Genomic DNA, 15644 nt, shown 5'->3' with positions numbered 1-15644 from the left:
CGGGCGCAGGAAGTGTGGGCTCAGCTCGCAACCACATGCCCTGGCCGACGCGAAGGGCCGCCCGAACGCCTTGCCCCGGCGGCCCGGAGCAAGAACCGTGCCAAACCTCCAACACCCACGGCCAACTCCTTGAAAGCCCTTGGATGGCCAACCTGCCCGCGCGCGGCGCGGCTCACCCCATGAACTCCACCGACAGCACCGTCGGCAGATGCCGCGCGACCTCCTCCCAGGTCTCGCCCTCATCCTTCGACAGGAACACCGACCCCGAGTTCGTCCCGAAGGCCACTCCGCCCTCGCACGAGGCCATCCCCTGCCGCAGCACGGTGAAGAAGCAGTCCCGCTCCGGCAGCCCCGCGCCCTTCCCCGCCCAGGTCTCGCCGCCGTCCTCCGTCTTCCAGACCAGCGCCCGTGCCCCCACCGGATAGCGCCCCTCGCTGTCGCCGTTCAGCGGGAAGACCCAGAACACCCCCGGCTTCGTCGGATGCGCCGCCACCGGAAAGCCGAAGGTCGAGGGCAACCCCTCCGTCACCTCCTCCCAGACCGCGCCGCCATCCCGCGACCGGTACACCCCCTGGTGGTTCTGCATGTAGATCAGCCCCTCGGCGGCCCCGAAGGCCAGGTTGTGGACGCAGGAAAAGATCTCGTCCTCGGCCCGGAACTCTACCCCATCCCCCCAGTCCCGCGCCAGCGCCCCCGCCGGCCCCGGTCGGTTCCCCCGCCGGTTCCGCATGATCCAGCTCATGCCCCCGTCCCGGCTCTCGAACACCCCCGCCGCCGAGATCCCGACCCAGATCCCCCCCTTCTGATCCGCCAGAATGCTGTGCAACGTCAGCCCCGCCGCCCCCGGCATCCAATGATCCGCCCCCGGCTGATCCGTCAGAGCCTCCAGCCGCCGCCAGCTCGCCCCGCAATCCACACTTTCATACAGATAGGCCGGCTTCGACCCCGCCAGCACCCGCCCCCGGTCGTAACAGACCGACCACAGCTGCTCCGCCCCCTCGAACGGCCCCGTCGACACGCTCCACTCACCCCCCGATCGCCGCCACACCCCCGCCCCATGCCAGCCGCTGCCTCCGGCCGCCAGGAGATCTCTCCGCCGCGCCCGATCGCATGGTTGATCGGCCAGCCCTCGCAGAACGGCCCCTCGACCCGACCGCCCGCCAGCACGAACAGCCCCTTCGACGTCCCGACCAGTATCTCCATCGCCCCCTCCTCCGCGTGACGCCCTCAGCCTACGCCCCTTCCGCCACATTGCACGGCCGAATTTCCTGACCATCTGGACAAACTTCGCCCGACCCCGCTTACTCCGCGCCAAAGGAGTCACCCATGCCCCGCAAGATCATCATCGACACCGACCCCGGCCAGGACGACGCCGTCGCCATCCTCCTTGCGCTGGCCTCCCCGGAACTGGAGGTCCTCTGCCTCACCGCCGTCGCCGGGAACGTCCCCCTTGCGCTCACCCAAAGGAACGCCCGCCAGATCGTCGAACTCGCCGGACGGCAAACCCCCGTCCACGCCGGCTGCGACGCCCCCCTGAAACGCAAGCTCGTCACCGCCGAATATGTCCACGGCAAGACCGGCCTCGACGGCATCCCGCTCCCCGAACCGACCCTCCCCCTCCACCCCCAGCACGCCGTCGACGCGATCATCGAAACCTTGCGCGCCCACCCCCCCGGCACCATCACCCTCTGCCCGCTCGGGCCCCTGACCAACATCGCCACCGCCTTCCGGCGCGCCCCCGACATCATCCCCCGCGTGGCCGAGATCGTCCTGATGGGCGGCGCCTATTTCGAAGTCGGCAACGTCACCCCCGCGGCCGAGTTCAACATCTACGTCGACCCGGAAGCCGCTGAAATCGTGTTCAAATCCGGCGTGCCGCTGGTGGTGATGCCCCTCGACGTCACCCACAAGGCCCTGACCTCGCGCGAGTGGGTAGAGGAGATGCGCGCCCTCGGCACCCCCGTCGGCCAGGCGGTGGCCAGCTGGACCGATTTCTTCGAACGCTTCGACACCGCGAAATACGGCTCAGCCGGCGCCCCCCTGCACGACCCCTGCGTGATCGCCTACCTTCTGGAGCCTTCGCTCTTCACCGGCCGCCATGTGAACGTGGAGATCGAGACGGTCTCCGAGCTCACCCTCGGCATGACCGTCGCCGACTGGTGGCGGGTGACGGGGAGAGAGCCCAACGCGATGTTCATGGGCGGCGTGGACAGGGACGGATTCTACCGGCTGTTGACGGAGCGGTTGGGGAGGTTGTGAGGGGGTTCGAGAGTGACGCGAAATTGCACCCGACCTATTTCCGGACACCTGCGTCAAGCATCTTCTGCCCAAGCGCACCGATGACAGCACTCTTTTTCGGCGCGTCTCGACGCCATAGAGTGCTATGCGTCGCCAGAGAGTTAACTGTCACCTCTCACCGCCCCCACTACCATCTCCACCGGCAGCCACAGCACCCTCCCCTCCTCCGGGAAGGCCATGAACTCCGCCTGTCGCAGATACCAGGCCTTTGCGGCCTCGTCCTTCGCCTGCACCAGCACCGCCGCGATGCCGATAACGCCTGCGGCCCCCGCGATCCGGCGGAGCGCATCGGCCAGCAGGTCGGCCCCAAGGCCCCGGCCCGCGTAGGCCCGGTCCACCGCCAGACGTCCGATCACCGCCACCGGCACCGAATCCGGCGCGTTGCGGCGGAGTTTGCCCGGCACCCGCGCCCGCTCTACCGAGCCTGCCGAGATGCAGTAGAACCCCGCCACCCGCGCACCGTCGCAGACCACATAGGTTCGAGAGAACCGGCTTTCGTTCTTCAACGCCCGCTCGCGCAGCCAGTCGTTCAGCACCGGCACCCCGCAGTCGAACTGTGACAGGTCATGTGCCGCCGTGATCGGATGCGGGGCCGTCAGCTTCGGCAGGGTCACGCCTCCCAGACCGGCTTCCGCGCCATCAGGCGTTTCAGCTTCGGCCCCGGAGCAGGTGGATTGTCCAGCGCCTGCACGAAGGCGTCATAGGCTCCGGTCTCCAGCACGAACAGCCGCTGGTCCAGCAGCACATCAATCGCCTGCCGCCGCGCCACGTCGATCATGAAGTCCGTCCGTGTCTTGCCCAGCAGCGTCGCCGCCTCGTCAATCAAGGCGCGGGTCGAGGCTTCAATCCGCAAATTGATCGTCCCCTTCTCCGCTGGTGCGGCATCAAAGGGAGCAGGAGATTCGGAAAGGCCAGCAGGTTTTCTCATGCAGCAAGGATGCGGGAATGTATCCACATTGTCAACACGTAGGGTGCGCATTCATGGCGCACCATTCCATACGCAACCCCCTAACAAACCCCTAACGCCCACAGCCAAGCCCTTGAAATACTTACCCTCCAAACCAGCGCCGCGCGCGGCGCGGAGTCCTTTGCGGCCCCCGTCATCCCAGCGGCAGCACCACCTGGAACCGGCTCCCCCGCCCCTTCTCGCTTTCGATCCGCAGCCACCCCCGATGCCGGCTCACGATGTGCTTCACGATGGCCAGCCCCAGCCCCGTCCCCCCCATCTCGCGGCTGCGGTGGGTGTCCACCCGGTAGAACCGCTCCGTCAGGCGGGGGATGTGGACCGGGTCGATCCCCTCGCCCTCGTCCGCGACCTCCACCCGCACCGCAGGCCCCCGCACCGTCTCCTCCGGGGTCAGCGAGACCCGCACCACCTGCCCCGCCGCCCCGTATTTCAGCGCGTTCTCCACCAGGTTCGTGAAGACCTGCACCAGCTGGTCCCAGTCCCCCGGAACCGTCACCGGATCGCCGGTCAGTTCCACCCGGTCCCCCTCCCGCTCGGCCATCCCCCGCAGCGAGGAGATGACCCCCTCAAGCAGCCCCCGCAGTTCCACCGGCTCGCGCGGGCGCACCCGTTCCTCGGCCTCGACCCGGGACAGATGCAGCAGGTCCCGCACCAGCCGGTTCATCCGTCCCGCCTCGGCCTCCATGATCCCCAGGAACACCTCCCGCGCCTTCGGGTCGTCGCGGGCGGCGTGTTTCAGCGTCTCGATGAAACCCATCAGCGCGGTCAGGGGCGTGCGCAACTCGTGGCTGACATTGGCAACGAAATCGCGCCGCATCTCGCCCGCCTTCTCTTCCTCGGTCACGTCGCGGAAGATGCACAGGACCAGCCCGTCGCGCAGGCTGGATACGGTGACCTGGAACACCTCTTCCTGCCCCTCGCGCCGCAGGGACATCCGGGTCTCCTGCGGCGGGGTGTCCGGCCCGACCTTGCCGATCGCCTCCAGCACCCCCGGCGCCCGCACCGCGATGGCAGGGTGCCGGCCGACGATCCCCTCGCCCAGAAGCGCAATGGCCAGGGAATTGCAGGCCTGCACCCGTTCGGTGCCGCTGATCAGCATGGCCGGCAGCGGAAGCCCGGCCAGTAGCCTTGCCAGTTCGATATCGGTCATTCGCGCACCACTCTACCGCCCCGTGTCTCGCGCCACTTGTGTTGTGACGGAATACCAGTAAATTCCCGCGAGTAAATGTAACGCGGTGCGGAACCGGCCCTTGTCCGGGAACAATGGTCGGCCCCGGCGAAAGTCCTTCTTTCAGACGATTTGGCGGCGCCTCACGAGGAGACAGAGGAGCGATGTCGCGAAAGCTCAGGTGCCTGGTCATCGGGATTCCGGAGGCGAAGCCCGCGGAAGGCAGCTTGCGACCCGAGGAATTCGCCTCGATCAGCCTGGACGAGCTGGACAGCTACCTGCCCCTGCCTGCCGCGCTGGAACTGGTGGTCGCCCCCCTGTTCTGCAACCGTTTCGACGCCCTGGAGATCATCGAGCGGCTGGGCGCACAGGACTACCGCAAGGTCCTGCGCGTGGTGGCCCCGCGGCTGCCGAACCGCCAGGTGGTCCTGCGCGAGCTGCGCAGCCATGCGGCGCGCCAGGGCATGACCATCGAGCTGATCGAGGAAGGCTGAGGCGGATCAGACCCGCGTCAGCCCGGCCCGGAAGCGCCGGGCATTGGCCTGATACCCCGCCGCCGAGGCCAGAAGCCGGGCCCGGGCGGTCTCGTCCAGTTGCCGCACGACCTTGCCGGGCGCGCCCATGACCAGGCTGCCGTCGGGAATTTCCTTGCCTTCGGTGACCAGCGCACAGGCGCCGATCAGGCAGCCCTTGCCGATCTTCGCCCCGTTCAGCACCGTGGCCCCCATCCCGATCAGGGTGCCCTCGCCGATGGTGCAGCCGTGCAGCATCGCCTTGTGGCCGATGGTGCAATTGGCGCCGATGGTCAGCGGATAGCCGATGTCCGTGTGCAGCACGCAGTTTTCCTGCACATTGGTCCCCGCGCCGATGCGGATTTCCTCGTTGTCGCCGCGCGCAACCGCGCCGAACCAGACCGAGGCTTCGGCCTCGACCACCACCTTGCCGATCAGCGTTGCCTCGGCGGCGATCCAGGCCGAGGCATCGATGGTCGGGGCGATCCCGTCAAGCGCATAGATCATCTGGCTTCAAACTCCCGGTTCAGGTCGCGGACGAAGGCGGACAGGCCGGGCTGGCGTTCGCGCTTCAGCCGTTCGGCGGTGAGGATGGTCTTGAGCTCTTCGAATGTCCGGTCGAGATCGTCGTTCACCAGCACATAGTCGTATTCGGCCCAGTGGCTGATCTCGTCCCGGCTTTTCGCCATGCGCGCCGCGATCACCTCTTCGCTGTCCTGGGCGCGGGCGCGCAGGCGGCGGTCCAGTTCCGCGATCGAGGGCGGCAGGATGAAGATCGACACCACATCGCCCCGCATCGCCTGCTTGATCTGGTGGCCGCCCTGCCAGTCGATGTCGAAGACGGTGTCGGTGCCCGCCTGCATCGCCGCCTCGACCGGGGCGCGGGGGCTGCCGTAGAAATTGCCGAAGACCTCGGCATGTTCCAGCATCTCGCCATTCGACACCATGGCCTGAAACTCTTCCCGGCTGCGGAAATAGTATTCCCGGCCGTCCTGCTCTCCTGGCCGGGGCTTGCGTGTGGTGGCCGAGATGGAAAAGCGCATCGTCGGGTCCCAGGCCATCAGCATCCGGCTGAGCGTGGATTTCCCGGCGCCGGAGGGCGAAGAGAGGATGAGAAGCAGCCCGCGCCTGGGCGACCTGAGAGTCATGGCCTATTCCACATTCTGGACCTGTTCGCGCATCTGATCGATGACGGTTTTCAGGTCAAGGCCGATCCGGGTCAGCCCCAGCGACTGCGCCTTGGAACAGAGCGTGTTCGCCTCGCGCATGAATTCCTGCATCAGGAAGTCCAGCTTGCGGCCGACCGGCCCGGGGTCGGCGATCAGGACGCGGGCGGCGGCGACATGGGCGGACAGGCGGTCGAGTTCCTCGGTCACATCGGTTCTGACGGCGATCAGCGCCAGTTCCTGGGCAAGGCGGGTCTCGTCGATGGCATCGGTTGCGGCAAGGAGGCGGGCAAGCGCCTCGCGCAGGGTCTCGGCCTGGGTCGCGTTGCGCGCGGCGGCCTCGATGCGGGCCTCGGCGGTCAGGGCTGCGATGCTGTCAAGCTGGCGGGTCAGCAGCCCGGCCAGCGCCTGTCCCTCGCCATGCCGCATTGCCGCGAAATCGGCGAGAAGTCCGGGCAGATCCGCCAGCAACGCGGCGCGCAGGGGGCCGGGGTCGTCATCCTGCCCGCCTGCGTCGATCACCCCGCGCAAGGCCAGGACATCGGCAGCGGTCGGTTGGCGCAGGGTGAGGCCCGCCGCCAGGGCCGCCGTCTCGACCCGGCCCAGTGCCGCAAGCGCCGCGGCCAGCACCGGCGGGTTCAGCCGGAAGGCGGCATTGTCCTGCGAATCCTCCTGCACGACTTTCAGCGTCAGGCTGACATTGCCCCGCGACAGGCCCTTCTGCACCTCCGCCCGGACCAGGGCCTCCAGCCCCTCGATCCAGTCGGGGACCCGAAGCCGCAGGTCCAGCCCCTTGCCGTTGACCGACCGCAGGTCCCAGGCCCAGCTGTAGCCCAGGCCGGACCCTCGCCGGGCGGCAAAACCTGTCATCGAGATCATGCCGCCCCCACTCAACCGCCGCGTGCAGTATTTACCATTTGATTAGATTTTCGGCCGAATCTTCGCGATCCGCGCTAGTGTCCCTTCATGGCGCAGCGGAGTATCAGCCCGCAAGCCCCGCATTGACCCGCCGGTGGAGAGTGTGATGACCCCAGGTTTCCTTGACCGCTTCCGTTCCCGGCACGCGCCGCCGCCGGAGCCGCCCTTCGACGGTCTGGCCCAGCTGCGCGCCTATTGGGAAAGCCTGCGCCGTGCCGGCGCGCTGCCGGCGCGATCGGCGATCGACCCGCGCGGGTTGGGGGGCATCCTGGACCGCGTGTTCCTGGCCGAGCGGATCGGGCGCGGTCTGGCTCAGATCCGCATCGCGGGCTCTGGCCTGGTGGATTTCGCCGGGACGGACCTGCGCGGCCTGCCGCTCGGCTGCCTGTTCGCGGCCGGTTCGCGGCCGCAGCTTGGCCTCTTGCTGGAACGCGCCTTCGCGGCCCCCGCTGTGGTCGAGCTTGACCTCGGTCTTGACCGGGCGGCGGACGGCGGGCTTGTCGCGCGGCTGCTGCTGCTGCCGCTGGCCGATACGGGCCCCAACCGTCCGCTGCTTGGCGCCATCAGCTTCACCGGCGCCGCCCCGGCGCAGGGCAAGCTTCAGCTGCGCAGCTGGCGCGACGAGCCGCTTCACCTGCCTTCCCACTCACCCGCAGAGGCGCCGGTCCAGCCGATCCGGCGCCTTGGTCATCTGGCGCTGGTCCACGTCAGCGACTGACCGCACCAGCTTGCGAGAGCGGCGGCAGGTCGCCCCGCCGCCCCTGACGCCCTCGCCCGTCGGTTACAGCGCGATGCGCCGCGCGGCCTCGCGGTGCGAGGACAGTTCTTCCGCCACCAGAAACGCCAGTTCCAGCGACTGGCTGGCGTTCAGCCGCGGGTCGCAGGCCGTGTGATAGCGGTCCGCCAGGTTCTCGTCCGACACCGCGCGCAGGCCGCCGGTGCATTCGGTCACGTCCTGCCCCGTCATCTCGAAATGCACGCCGCCGGGGATCGTGCCTTCCGCCTTGTGGATGGCGAAGAACTCGCGCACCTCGCGCAGCACACTGTCGAAGGGCCGCGTCTTGTAGCCCGAGGCCGCCTTGATCGTGTTGCCGTGCATCGGGTCGCAGGACCAGACCACATTGGCCCCTTCCTCGCGCACCGTCCTGATGAGCCGCGGCAGGTGGTCGCCGACCTTGCCCGCCCCGAACCGCGCGATCAGGGTCAGCCGGCCCGGCTCGTTCTCCGGGTTCAGCTTGGCCATCAGGACCTTCAGATCCTCGGCCGTGGTCGAGGGCCCGCATTTCAGCCCGATCGGGTTCAGCACGCCCCGGCAGAATTCGACATGCGCGCCATCGGGCTGCCGCGTGCGGTCGCCGATCCAGATCATGTGACCCGATCCCGCTACCGGCTGGCCGGTGATCGAATCCACCCGGCACAGCGCCTCCTCATATTCCAGCAGCAGCGCCTCGTGGCTGGTGTAGAAGTCCACGCGGCTGAGTTCGTGGGCGGTGTCGCTGTTGACCCCGGCCGCGTTCATGAAGTCCAGCGCGTCGGAAATGCGGTTCGCCATCTCGCGGTAGCGTTCGGCCTTGTCATGTTCGGCAAAGCCCAGCGTCCAGGAATGGACCCGGTGGATATCGGCGAAACCGCCGGTCGAGAAGGCGCGCAGCAGGTTCAGGCTGGCCGCCGCCTGGGTATAGGCCTGCAACATCCGCTTCGGATCGGGGATCCGCGCCTCGGGCGTGGGTTCGAAGCCGTTGATGATGTCGCCCTTGTAGCTGGGCAGTTCCACCCCGCCCACGACCTCGGTCGGCGCGGACCTCGGCTTGGCGAACTGTCCCGCCATCCGGCCGACCTTGATGACCGGCACCTTGGCGGCATAGGTCAGCACCACCGCCATCTGGAGCATGACGCGGAAAGTGTCGCGGATGTTGTCGGCCGAAAACTCGGCGAAACTTTCCGCGCAATCGCCGCCCTGCAAGAGGAACGCCTTGCCTTCCCCGGCCAAGGCCAGATGCTTCTTCAGCCGCCGCGCCTCGCCGGCAAAGACCAGCGGCGGGTATTTCGACAACTTCGCCTCGACCGCTTGCAGCGCGGCCTGATCGGGATAATCCGGCATCTGGACCCGCGGTTTCGCGCGCCACGCCGACTTGGTCCATCCCTTGGTCATTCTGCTTCTCCGGTCCGTCCATCCCGACATCGGGCAATCGGCCAGCGGTATACGCCCCCGTTTCCGCCTTTGCAAAGGGCGATTGGGCGAAAACCGCAGCTTTCGGCCCTTGCGGAGGTGCGGAATTTGCGCATCAATGGCCCGCAAACGACATGAACAGGTCGCAGAAATGACGCTTGTGCCGCTCAAGGCCACCCAGACGCAGAAACCGAACGGTGCCCGGAGGTTCGTGTTCGTGCTTCTGGACAAGTTCACCATGATCTCCTTTGCCGGGGCCATCGAACCGCTGCGCCTGGCCAACCGGGTTGCGGGCGAGACGCTTTACACCTGGGTTCTGGTCGGAGAAGGGACCGAGAAATCCTGCTCCAACGGCGCCACCTTCCGGCTTGACATGGGGCTGGAGGAGATGGACCGCGAGGACACGATCCTGGTCTGCGGCGGGCTGGACATCCAGCGGACGACCACGCGGGGGGTGGTCAACTGGCTGCGGCGCGAGGCGCGGCGCGGCGTGACCATCGCCGGCATCTGCACCGGGGGCCATGCCCTGGCCAAGGCCGGGCTGCTGGACGGCAGGAAGGCGACGATCCACTGGGAAAACCAGGACGGATTCGCCGAGGAATTCGAGGATGTGAAGCTGACGAAATCCGTTTATGTCATGGACGGCAACCGCTGGACGACGGCGGGGGGGATTTCCTCGATCGACCTGATGCTGAAGATCATCGCCGCCGATCATGGCGAAGAGCTGGCCAATACCGTGGCCGACCAGCTGATCTATTCGACGATCCGCACCGATCAGGACACCCAGCGCCTGTCGATCCCGACCCGGATCGGGGTGCGGCATCCCAAGCTCTCCCAGGTCATCCAGATGATGGAGGGCAACATCGAGGATCCAATGTCCCCCGCCGATCTGGCCGAGGAAGTGGGCATGTCCACCCGCCAGCTTGAACGTCTGTTCCGCCGCTATCTGAACCGAAGCCCGAAGCGGTATTACATGGAATTGCGACTGCAAAAGGCGCGGAACCTCTTGATGCAGACCGACATGAGCGTGATCAATGTGGCGCTGGCCTGCGGTTTCGCCTCGCCGTCGCATTTCTCGAAATGCTACCGCAGCCATTATCACACCACACCCTATCGCGAACGCGGCACCCAGGGCATGCCCGGCGCCGTGCCGGTGCGGCTGTCGATCTGAAGCGCCGGAAAAGGTCCAGCCCGCGCAAACGCCCGAAAGCAAGCAGTTGACCTCATCATGCTCCGAACGCTGTGCGCGCGCGGGCAGCTATTCGGCGGGTGCCATGCGGTAGGCCGCCCCGTCATGGACCGACAGGAACCAGATCGACCCGTCCGGCGCCTCGACGACATCCCGGACCCGCCCGGTTTCGGGGGCGGCGATCCGTTCCTCGGCAAAGCCGGTCCCGGCGGGGGTGTCGGGGTCGAGCCGCCCCAGAAAGTCGCTGTTGAGCGAGCCGAAGAAGATGTCCCCCTTCCATTCCGGCACCAGCCTGCCGGAATAGACCATCAGCCCCGAAGGCGCGATGGAGGGGTCCCAGTAATGCAGCGGCTGCTCCATCCCGGCCTTCGCCTGTCCCTCGCCGATCGCCGCGCCGTTGTAGTTCACCCCGTAACTGATGACCGGCCAGCCATAGTTCTTTCCGGCCTCGGGGGCGTTCAGTTCATCCCCGCCCTGCGCGCCGTGCTCGACCGTCAGAAGGCGGCCCTCCAGATCCAGCGCCGCACCCTGGATGTTGCGGTGGCCGATGGACAGGATGCCCGCCGTCCAGCCCTCGACCGCGACAGCCGGCTTGCCGTCGCGGGACAACAGGATCACCTTGCCCGCCGAAAGGCCCGGATCCTGCGCCTGCATCCCCTGCGGCCCGGTGCCGCGATCGCCGGTGGTCAGGGCGATGGACCCGTCCGGCATCTCGACCAGGCGCGAGCCGAAGTGGCGCCCACCGCGATAGGGCTCGCCGAGGAACAGCGTGCGGAAGTCCTCCAGACGCTGCCCGTCCGGGGACAGCCGACCGACGCCCGCCGCCGTGGCCCCGCCGCTGCCCACGGGCGCGGCAAAGCTGAGCCAGATCTCCCGCGTCTGCGCGAAATCGGCCGGGACCAGCACATCCAGCAACCCGCCCTGCCCCTCGGCCATCACCTCCGGCACGCCCGCAACCTCTTGGGCCCGGCCGTCCGCCACATGCAGAAGCCGACCGCCGCGTTCGGTGATCAGGAAGCTTTCCTCTGGCAGGAAGCCGATCGCCCAGGGCTCGGCAAGACCAGAGATCACCGGCTGGATCATGAAGGTCCCGGCCGAAGTTTCCACCGTCGCCGCCTGGACCGATCCGGGAACGAAGGCAAGGACAAGGGAAAGGAGGGATCGCATGAGGGGCATCGTGGCTCGGTCCTGCTGGTTCGGTCGCCCGCCAGAGATAGGGCGCGCGCGCCGCAGGTGCGCCGGCTCCACGCGGATTTGATGGCAAGGTTGAAATTCTTGACGACCGGCGCGAGGCCGGAAATGATGCAGGTCGCGCAGGGTTTTGGCCCGCGATCCTGACGACACGTTGTCGACAAAAAGGGGCTTCCCTTTTACATGGCGCCTCTCTACCCTTCGGCGCAGGATTTCGATCCAACATGGGAGACACAACAAATGAAGAAACTTCTGCTGGCCGCTTCGGCCTGCGCGCTGATGGCCGGTGCCGCGGCTGCCGAGGACGTGAAGATCGGCATCCTGATCGGCTTCACCGGCCCCATCGAATCGCTGACCTCGCACATGGCCAATGCGGCCGAAGCCGCGATGGCCGAGGTGAATGCCTCGGGCAAGGCCAAGAACACCTACACGTCGGTCCGCGGCGATTCGACCTGCGTCGATGCGGCGGCGGCCACCGCAGCGGCGGAACGCATGATCACCGCGGAAGGCGTCAAGGGCATCGTCGGCGCCGACTGCTCGGGCGTGACCCGCGCGGTGCTGACCAACGTCGCCATGCCGAACGGCATCGTGATGGTCTCGCCCTCGGCCACTTCGCCCGCCCTGACCAATGATCCGGACAATGGCCTGTTTTTCCGCACCGCGCCTTCGGACGCGCGCGAAGGCGAGGTCATGGCCGACATCCTGACCGAGAAGGGCGTGAAGTCGATCGCCTTGACCTATTCGAACAGCGACTACGGCAAGGGGCTGGCCGAGGCCATCGCCAATGCCTTCACCGCCAAGGGCGGCACGGTCACGATCAACGCCGCGCATGACGACGGCAAGGCCGACTATTCGGCCGAGGTCGCGGCGCTGGCAGCTGCGGGCGGCGACATCCTCGTGGTGGCCGGCTATCTGGACCAGGGTGGCAAGGGCATCATCCAGGCCTCGCTGGACACCGGCGCCTTCACCACTTTCGGCCTGCCGGGCGGCATGGTGGGCGACAGCCTTCCCGCAGCCATCGGGCCGGGCCTCGACGGGTCTTACGGCCAGGTTGCCCAGTCCGACAGCGCCGGTGCGGCGATTCTGGCCGAGATGGGCAAGGCCAATGATCCGGCCTATGACGCCACCTCGCCCTACACGATGGAAAGCTACGACGCCGCTGCGCTGATCATGCTGGCGATGGAGGCCTCGGGCTCGACCGACTCCAACGTCTACAAGGAAAAGATCATGGAGATCGCCAACGGGCCGGCCGACGGTTCGGGCGTGAAGATCCTTCCGGGCGAGCTGGGCAAGGCGCTGGAGCTGATCGCCGCGGGCACCGCCATCGACTACGATGGGGCCTCGGGTGTGACGCTGATCGGGCCGGGTGAATCGGCCGGGCGCTACAAGCAGTTCGAAGTGAAGGGCGGCAAGTACGAAACCGTCCAGTTCCGCTGATCGGATCCTGACACGGCAGTTGCAATGGCACGGCCCGGGCGATAAGCCCGGGCCGTCGCACAAGGACAAGGCCGCCCGACCGGGCAACCGGAAATGAGGCAGCGCCACCACAGGGGAAGACCATGATCAGGGTCGAGAAGCTGCACAAGCATTTCGGCGGCTTTCATGCCGTTGACGGCGCTTCGCTGGAAATCAGGACCGGCACGATCACCGGCCTGATCGGGCCGAACGGCGCGGGCAAGACCACGCTGTTCAACGTGATCGCCGGCCGCTATCAGCCGACCTCCGGCCATGTCTACATGGATGGCGAGGACATCACCGGCCTGCCGCCGCACAAGCTGTTCGACAAGGGCCTTCTGCGCACCTTCCAGATCGCGCATGAGTTCGGCAGCATGACCGTGCGCGAGAACCTGATGATGGTGCCGCCGCGCCAGTCGGGGGAAAAACTGTGGAACGCGATCTTCTCGCGCGGGGCCGTGGCCGAGGAAGAAGAACGCATCCGGGCGAAGGCCGACGAGGTGCTGGAGTTCCTGACGATCAGCCATATCGCCGACCAGAAGGCCGGGATGATCTCGGGCGGGCAGAAGAAGCTGGTGGAACTGGGCCGCACGATGATGGTCGATGCCAAGATCGTCTTTCTGGACGAGGTCGGCGCGGGTGTGAACCGGACGCTGCTGAACACCATCGGCGATGCCATCGTGCGGCTGAACAAGGAGCGTGGCTACACCTTCTGCGTGATCGAGCACGACATGGATTTCATCGGCCGCCTTTGCGACCCGGTGATCGTGATGGCGGAAGGAAAGGTGTTGGCGGAAGGCTCGGTCGATCAGGTCAAGAACGACGAGCGGGTGATCGAGGCCTATCTGGGCCGGGGCCTGAAGAACAAGCTGAAAGAGGAAGCCGCCCATGGCTGAGCCGTTCCTGATCGGCGAGAACATGACCGGCGGCTATGGCGCGGTCGATATCCTGCATGACTGCACGCTGGCCGTGGAACCGGGCGAGATCGCGGTCATCGTCGGGCCGAACGGCGCGGGGAAATCCACCGCGATGAAGGCGGTCTTCGGGATGCTTCGGCTGCGGCAGGGCTCGGTCCGGCTGGCGGGCGAGGACATCACCGGCCTGACCCCGCAGGCGCGGGTGCGCAAGGGCATGGGCTTCGTACCGCAGACCCACAACATCTTCACCGGCATGACGGTCGAGGAAAACCTGGAAATGGGCGCCTTCATCCGCGAGGACGAGGGCATCAGGGGCACGATGGAGCAGATCTACGACCTGTTCCCGATCCTGCGCCAGAAGCGGTTCCAGAAGGCCGGAGAGCTGTCGGGCGGCCAGCGCCAGCAGGTCGCCGTGGGCCGGGCGCTGATGACGCAGCCGAAGGTGCTGATGCTGGACGAACCGACCGCCGGGGTCAGCCCCATCGTGATGGACGAGCTTTTCGACCGCATCATCGAGATCGCGCGGACCGGGATTTCCATCCTGATGGTGGAACAGAACGCCCGTCAGGCGCTGGAGATCGCCGACAAGGGCTATGTGCTGGTGCAGGGCCGCAACCGTTACACCGACACGGGGGCGGCGCTGCTGGCCGACCCCGAGGTCCGCAAGTCGTTCCTCGGGGGCTGAGCCATGGATCTTCTCAACGCCCTCACGGCCTTTCTCAACTTCATCGTGGTTCCGGGCCTGGCCTATGGCAGCCAGCTGGCGCTTGGGGCGCTGGGGATCACGCTGATCTTCAGCGTGCTGCGCTTTTCCAACTTTGCCCATGGCGACACGATGGCCTTCGGCACGGCCTTCGTGATCCTGTTCACCTGGTGGTTCCAGTCGCTGGGCATCACCGCGGGCCCCCTGCCCACGGCCCTGCTGGCCCTGCCTCTGGGCATCCTCGTCACCATCGCCATGGTTCTGGCCACCGACCGCGTGGTCTACCGCTATTACCGCAAGGTGCGGGCCAAGGCGATCATCGTGGTCATCGTCTCGACCGGGGTGATGTTCGTGATGAACGGCCTGGTGCGCATGATCATCGGCACCTCCGAAAGGAACTTCTCGGACGGAGCGCGGATGATGCTGAATCCGCAGGACTTCAAGGCCTGGACCGGGCTGGCCGAGCCGCTGGCGGTCAAGACCACGCAGGCGATCTCGGTCGTGGCCGCCGTCCTGTGCTGTGCGTTTCTGTTCTGGTTCCTGCAAAAGACCCGCACCGGCAAGTCGATGCGCGCCTATTCCGACAACGAGGATCTGGCGCTGCTGTCCGGCATCAACCCCGAGCGGGTGGTGACCATCACCTGGATCCTGGCGGGCGCTCTGGCCTGCATCGCGGGGACGCTCTACGGCCTCGACAAGTCCTATCGCGGGATCGTCTATTTCAGCCTTCTGATGCCGATGTTCGCGGCGGCGGTCGTGGGCGGCCTCGGCTCGCCCCTTGGCGCGGTGATCGGCAGCTTCATCGTGGCCTTCTCGGAACTGATCGTCACCAATGCCTGGCGCAAGATCTTCGGCTATCTCGTCCCGCCGGACTGGCTGGGCGACGGGCTCTACCAGGCGCTGTCCACCGACTACAAGGTGGCGGTCAGCTTCTCGATCCTGATCCTGGTCCTGCTGTTCCGCCCGCAGGGCATCTTCGGAGGCAAGTGA

17 protein-coding genes are annotated in these 15644 nt (G+C 67.0%); 8 read left to right on the top strand and 9 right to left on the bottom strand.

Translation table 11 applies throughout. The features are described from left to right. Positions 1–172: 172 nt before the first annotated feature. Entirely contained in the window at positions 173–1018 is an 846-nt protein-coding gene (locus tag G8O29_RS10925; RefSeq protein WP_367890164.1) for a WD40/YVTN/BNR-like repeat-containing protein, read from the bottom strand. 308 nt (positions 1019–1326) lie between these two features. Here G8O29_RS10925 and G8O29_RS10920 point away from each other — a divergent pair, with 308 nt between their 5' ends. Further along, positions 1327–2259, top strand: a complete 933-nt coding sequence (locus tag G8O29_RS10920) for a nucleoside hydrolase (protein ID WP_166403272.1) — start codon at positions 1327–1329, stop codon at positions 2257–2259. Positions 2260–2399: 140 nt separating this feature from the next. On the opposite strand, the gene G8O29_RS10915 is transcribed toward G8O29_RS10920, so the two are convergent. The 3 genes from G8O29_RS10915 to G8O29_RS10905 all read right to left on the bottom strand — a co-directional run bounded on the left by G8O29_RS10915 (position 2400) and on the right by G8O29_RS10905 (position 4415). Beyond that, positions 2400–2912, bottom strand: a complete 513-nt coding sequence (locus tag G8O29_RS10915; protein WP_207623773.1) for a GNAT family N-acetyltransferase — start codon at positions 2910–2912, stop codon at positions 2400–2402. After that, entirely contained in the window at positions 2909–3226 is a 318-nt protein-coding gene (locus tag G8O29_RS10910; protein WP_166403271.1) for a type II toxin-antitoxin system TacA family antitoxin, read from the bottom strand. The genes G8O29_RS10915 and G8O29_RS10910 overlap by 4 nt, the downstream gene beginning before the upstream one ends. Before the next feature lie 172 nt (positions 3227–3398). Next, on the bottom strand, positions 3399–4415 hold the full coding sequence (locus G8O29_RS10905) for a sensor histidine kinase (protein ID WP_166403270.1): 1017 nt from the start codon (positions 4413–4415) through the stop codon (positions 3399–3401). A 182-nt stretch (positions 4416–4597) separates the two neighbouring features. Between G8O29_RS10905 and G8O29_RS10900 the strand changes: the two genes are divergently transcribed. Then, positions 4598–4927 carry a hypothetical protein gene (locus tag G8O29_RS10900; protein WP_166403269.1) on the top strand — a complete coding sequence of 110 codons (330 nt, stop codon included), beginning with the start codon at positions 4598–4600 and terminating at the stop codon, positions 4925–4927. Between the two features lie 6 nt (positions 4928–4933). Here the strand turns inward: G8O29_RS10900 and G8O29_RS10895 are convergent, their stop codons facing one another. From G8O29_RS10895 to G8O29_RS10885, 3 genes are read right to left on the bottom strand one after another with little or no spacing between them, the layout of a single operon-like run. Beyond that, complete coding sequence (locus tag G8O29_RS10895) at positions 4934–5452, bottom strand: gamma carbonic anhydrase family protein (protein WP_166403268.1); 519 nt, start codon at positions 5450–5452, stop codon at positions 4934–4936. Next, the gene (gene gmk / locus G8O29_RS10890) at positions 5449–6093 is read right to left on the bottom strand and encodes a guanylate kinase (RefSeq protein ID WP_166403267.1); all 645 of its coding nucleotides are present in this window, start codon (positions 6091–6093) and stop codon (positions 5449–5451) included. The genes G8O29_RS10895 and gmk overlap by 4 nt, the downstream gene beginning before the upstream one ends. 3 nt (positions 6094–6096) lie before the next feature. Next, positions 6097–6990, bottom strand: a complete 894-nt coding sequence (locus G8O29_RS10885) for a YicC/YloC family endoribonuclease (RefSeq protein WP_166403266.1) — start codon at positions 6988–6990, stop codon at positions 6097–6099. A 145-nt stretch (positions 6991–7135) separates the two neighbouring features. Between G8O29_RS10885 and G8O29_RS10880 the strand changes: the two genes are divergently transcribed. After that, complete coding sequence (locus G8O29_RS10880; RefSeq protein ID WP_166403265.1) at positions 7136–7747, top strand: PAS domain-containing protein; 612 nt, start codon at positions 7136–7138, stop codon at positions 7745–7747. A gap of 63 nt (positions 7748–7810) precedes the next feature. On the opposite strand, the gene G8O29_RS10875 is transcribed toward G8O29_RS10880, so the two are convergent. Further along, positions 7811–9181 (bottom strand): class II 3-deoxy-7-phosphoheptulonate synthase, encoded by a 1371-nt coding sequence (locus G8O29_RS10875; protein WP_166403264.1) that lies wholly within the window; start codon positions 9179–9181, stop codon positions 7811–7813. A gap of 169 nt (positions 9182–9350) precedes the next feature. On the opposite strand from G8O29_RS10875, the gene G8O29_RS10870 reads away from it, so the two are divergent. Next, on the top strand, positions 9351–10370 hold the full coding sequence (locus G8O29_RS10870) for a GlxA family transcriptional regulator (protein ID WP_166403263.1): 1020 nt from the start codon (positions 9351–9353) through the stop codon (positions 10368–10370). An 87-nt stretch (positions 10371–10457) separates the two neighbouring features. Here the strand turns inward: G8O29_RS10870 and G8O29_RS10865 are convergent, their stop codons facing one another. Further along, on the bottom strand, positions 10458–11555 hold the full coding sequence (locus G8O29_RS10865) for a PQQ-dependent sugar dehydrogenase (RefSeq protein WP_242679058.1): 1098 nt from the start codon (positions 11553–11555) through the stop codon (positions 10458–10460). 264 nt (positions 11556–11819) lie between these two features. Between G8O29_RS10865 and G8O29_RS10860 the strand changes: the two genes are divergently transcribed. The 4 genes from G8O29_RS10860 to G8O29_RS10845 all read left to right on the top strand — a co-directional run bounded on the left by G8O29_RS10860 (position 11820) and on the right by G8O29_RS10845 (position 15644). Beyond that, complete coding sequence (locus G8O29_RS10860; protein WP_166403261.1) at positions 11820–13016, top strand: ABC transporter substrate-binding protein; 1197 nt, start codon at positions 11820–11822, stop codon at positions 13014–13016. 122 nt (positions 13017–13138) lie between these two features. After that, a complete protein-coding gene (locus G8O29_RS10855) occupies positions 13139–13930 on the top strand; it encodes an ABC transporter ATP-binding protein (protein WP_166403260.1) in 792 nt (263 codons plus the stop codon). Beyond that, positions 13923–14636 (top strand): ABC transporter ATP-binding protein, encoded by a 714-nt coding sequence (locus G8O29_RS10850; RefSeq protein WP_166403259.1) that lies wholly within the window; start codon positions 13923–13925, stop codon positions 14634–14636. Before G8O29_RS10855 ends, G8O29_RS10850 begins: the two co-directional genes overlap by 8 nt. Before the next feature lie 3 nt (positions 14637–14639). Beyond that, positions 14640–15644 carry a branched-chain amino acid ABC transporter permease gene (locus tag G8O29_RS10845; protein WP_166403258.1) on the top strand — a complete coding sequence of 335 codons (1005 nt, stop codon included), beginning with the start codon at positions 14640–14642 and terminating at the stop codon, positions 15642–15644.

The organism is Rhodobacter calidifons, assembly GCF_011174775.1.
GTDB classification, from domain to species: domain Bacteria; phylum Pseudomonadota; class Alphaproteobacteria; order Rhodobacterales; family Rhodobacteraceae; genus Tabrizicola; species Tabrizicola calidifons.
This window is presented reverse-complemented; position numbering and strand designations above follow the sequence as displayed.

Bases quoted from the DNA above. Each gene is read 5' to 3' on its own strand.
- G8O29_RS10920 (WP_166403272.1), top strand. From the start codon at position 1,327: ATGCCCCGCAAGATCATCATCGACACCGACCCCGGCCAGGACGACGCC.
- G8O29_RS10910 (WP_166403271.1), bottom strand. From the start codon at position 3,226: ATGAGAAAACCTGCTGGCCTTTCCGAATCTCCTGCTCCCTTTGATGCC.
- G8O29_RS10905 (WP_166403270.1), bottom strand. From the start codon at position 4,415: ATGACCGATATCGAACTGGCAAGGCTACTGGCCGGGCTTCCGCTGCCG.
- G8O29_RS10900 (WP_166403269.1), top strand. From the start codon at position 4,598: ATGTCGCGAAAGCTCAGGTGCCTGGTCATCGGGATTCCGGAGGCGAAG.
- G8O29_RS10895 (WP_166403268.1), bottom strand. From the start codon at position 5,452: ATGATCTATGCGCTTGACGGGATCGCCCCGACCATCGATGCCTCGGCC.
- gmk (WP_166403267.1), bottom strand. From the start codon at position 6,093: ATGACTCTCAGGTCGCCCAGGCGCGGGCTGCTTCTCATCCTCTCTTCG.
- G8O29_RS10885 (WP_166403266.1), bottom strand. From the start codon at position 6,990: ATGATCTCGATGACAGGTTTTGCCGCCCGGCGAGGGTCCGGCCTGGGC.
- G8O29_RS10880 (WP_166403265.1), top strand. From the start codon at position 7,136: ATGACCCCAGGTTTCCTTGACCGCTTCCGTTCCCGGCACGCGCCGCCG.
- G8O29_RS10875 (WP_166403264.1), bottom strand. From the start codon at position 9,181: ATGACCAAGGGATGGACCAAGTCGGCGTGGCGCGCGAAACCGCGGGTC.
- G8O29_RS10870 (WP_166403263.1), top strand. From the start codon at position 9,351: ATGACGCTTGTGCCGCTCAAGGCCACCCAGACGCAGAAACCGAACGGT.
- G8O29_RS10865 (WP_242679058.1), bottom strand. From the start codon at position 11,555: ATGCGATCCCTCCTTTCCCTTGTCCTTGCCTTCGTTCCCGGATCGGTC.
- G8O29_RS10860 (WP_166403261.1), top strand. From the start codon at position 11,820: ATGAAGAAACTTCTGCTGGCCGCTTCGGCCTGCGCGCTGATGGCCGGT.
- G8O29_RS10855 (WP_166403260.1), top strand. From the start codon at position 13,139: ATGATCAGGGTCGAGAAGCTGCACAAGCATTTCGGCGGCTTTCATGCC.
- G8O29_RS10850 (WP_166403259.1), top strand. From the start codon at position 13,923: ATGGCTGAGCCGTTCCTGATCGGCGAGAACATGACCGGCGGCTATGGC.
- G8O29_RS10845 (WP_166403258.1), top strand. From the start codon at position 14,640: ATGGATCTTCTCAACGCCCTCACGGCCTTTCTCAACTTCATCGTGGTT.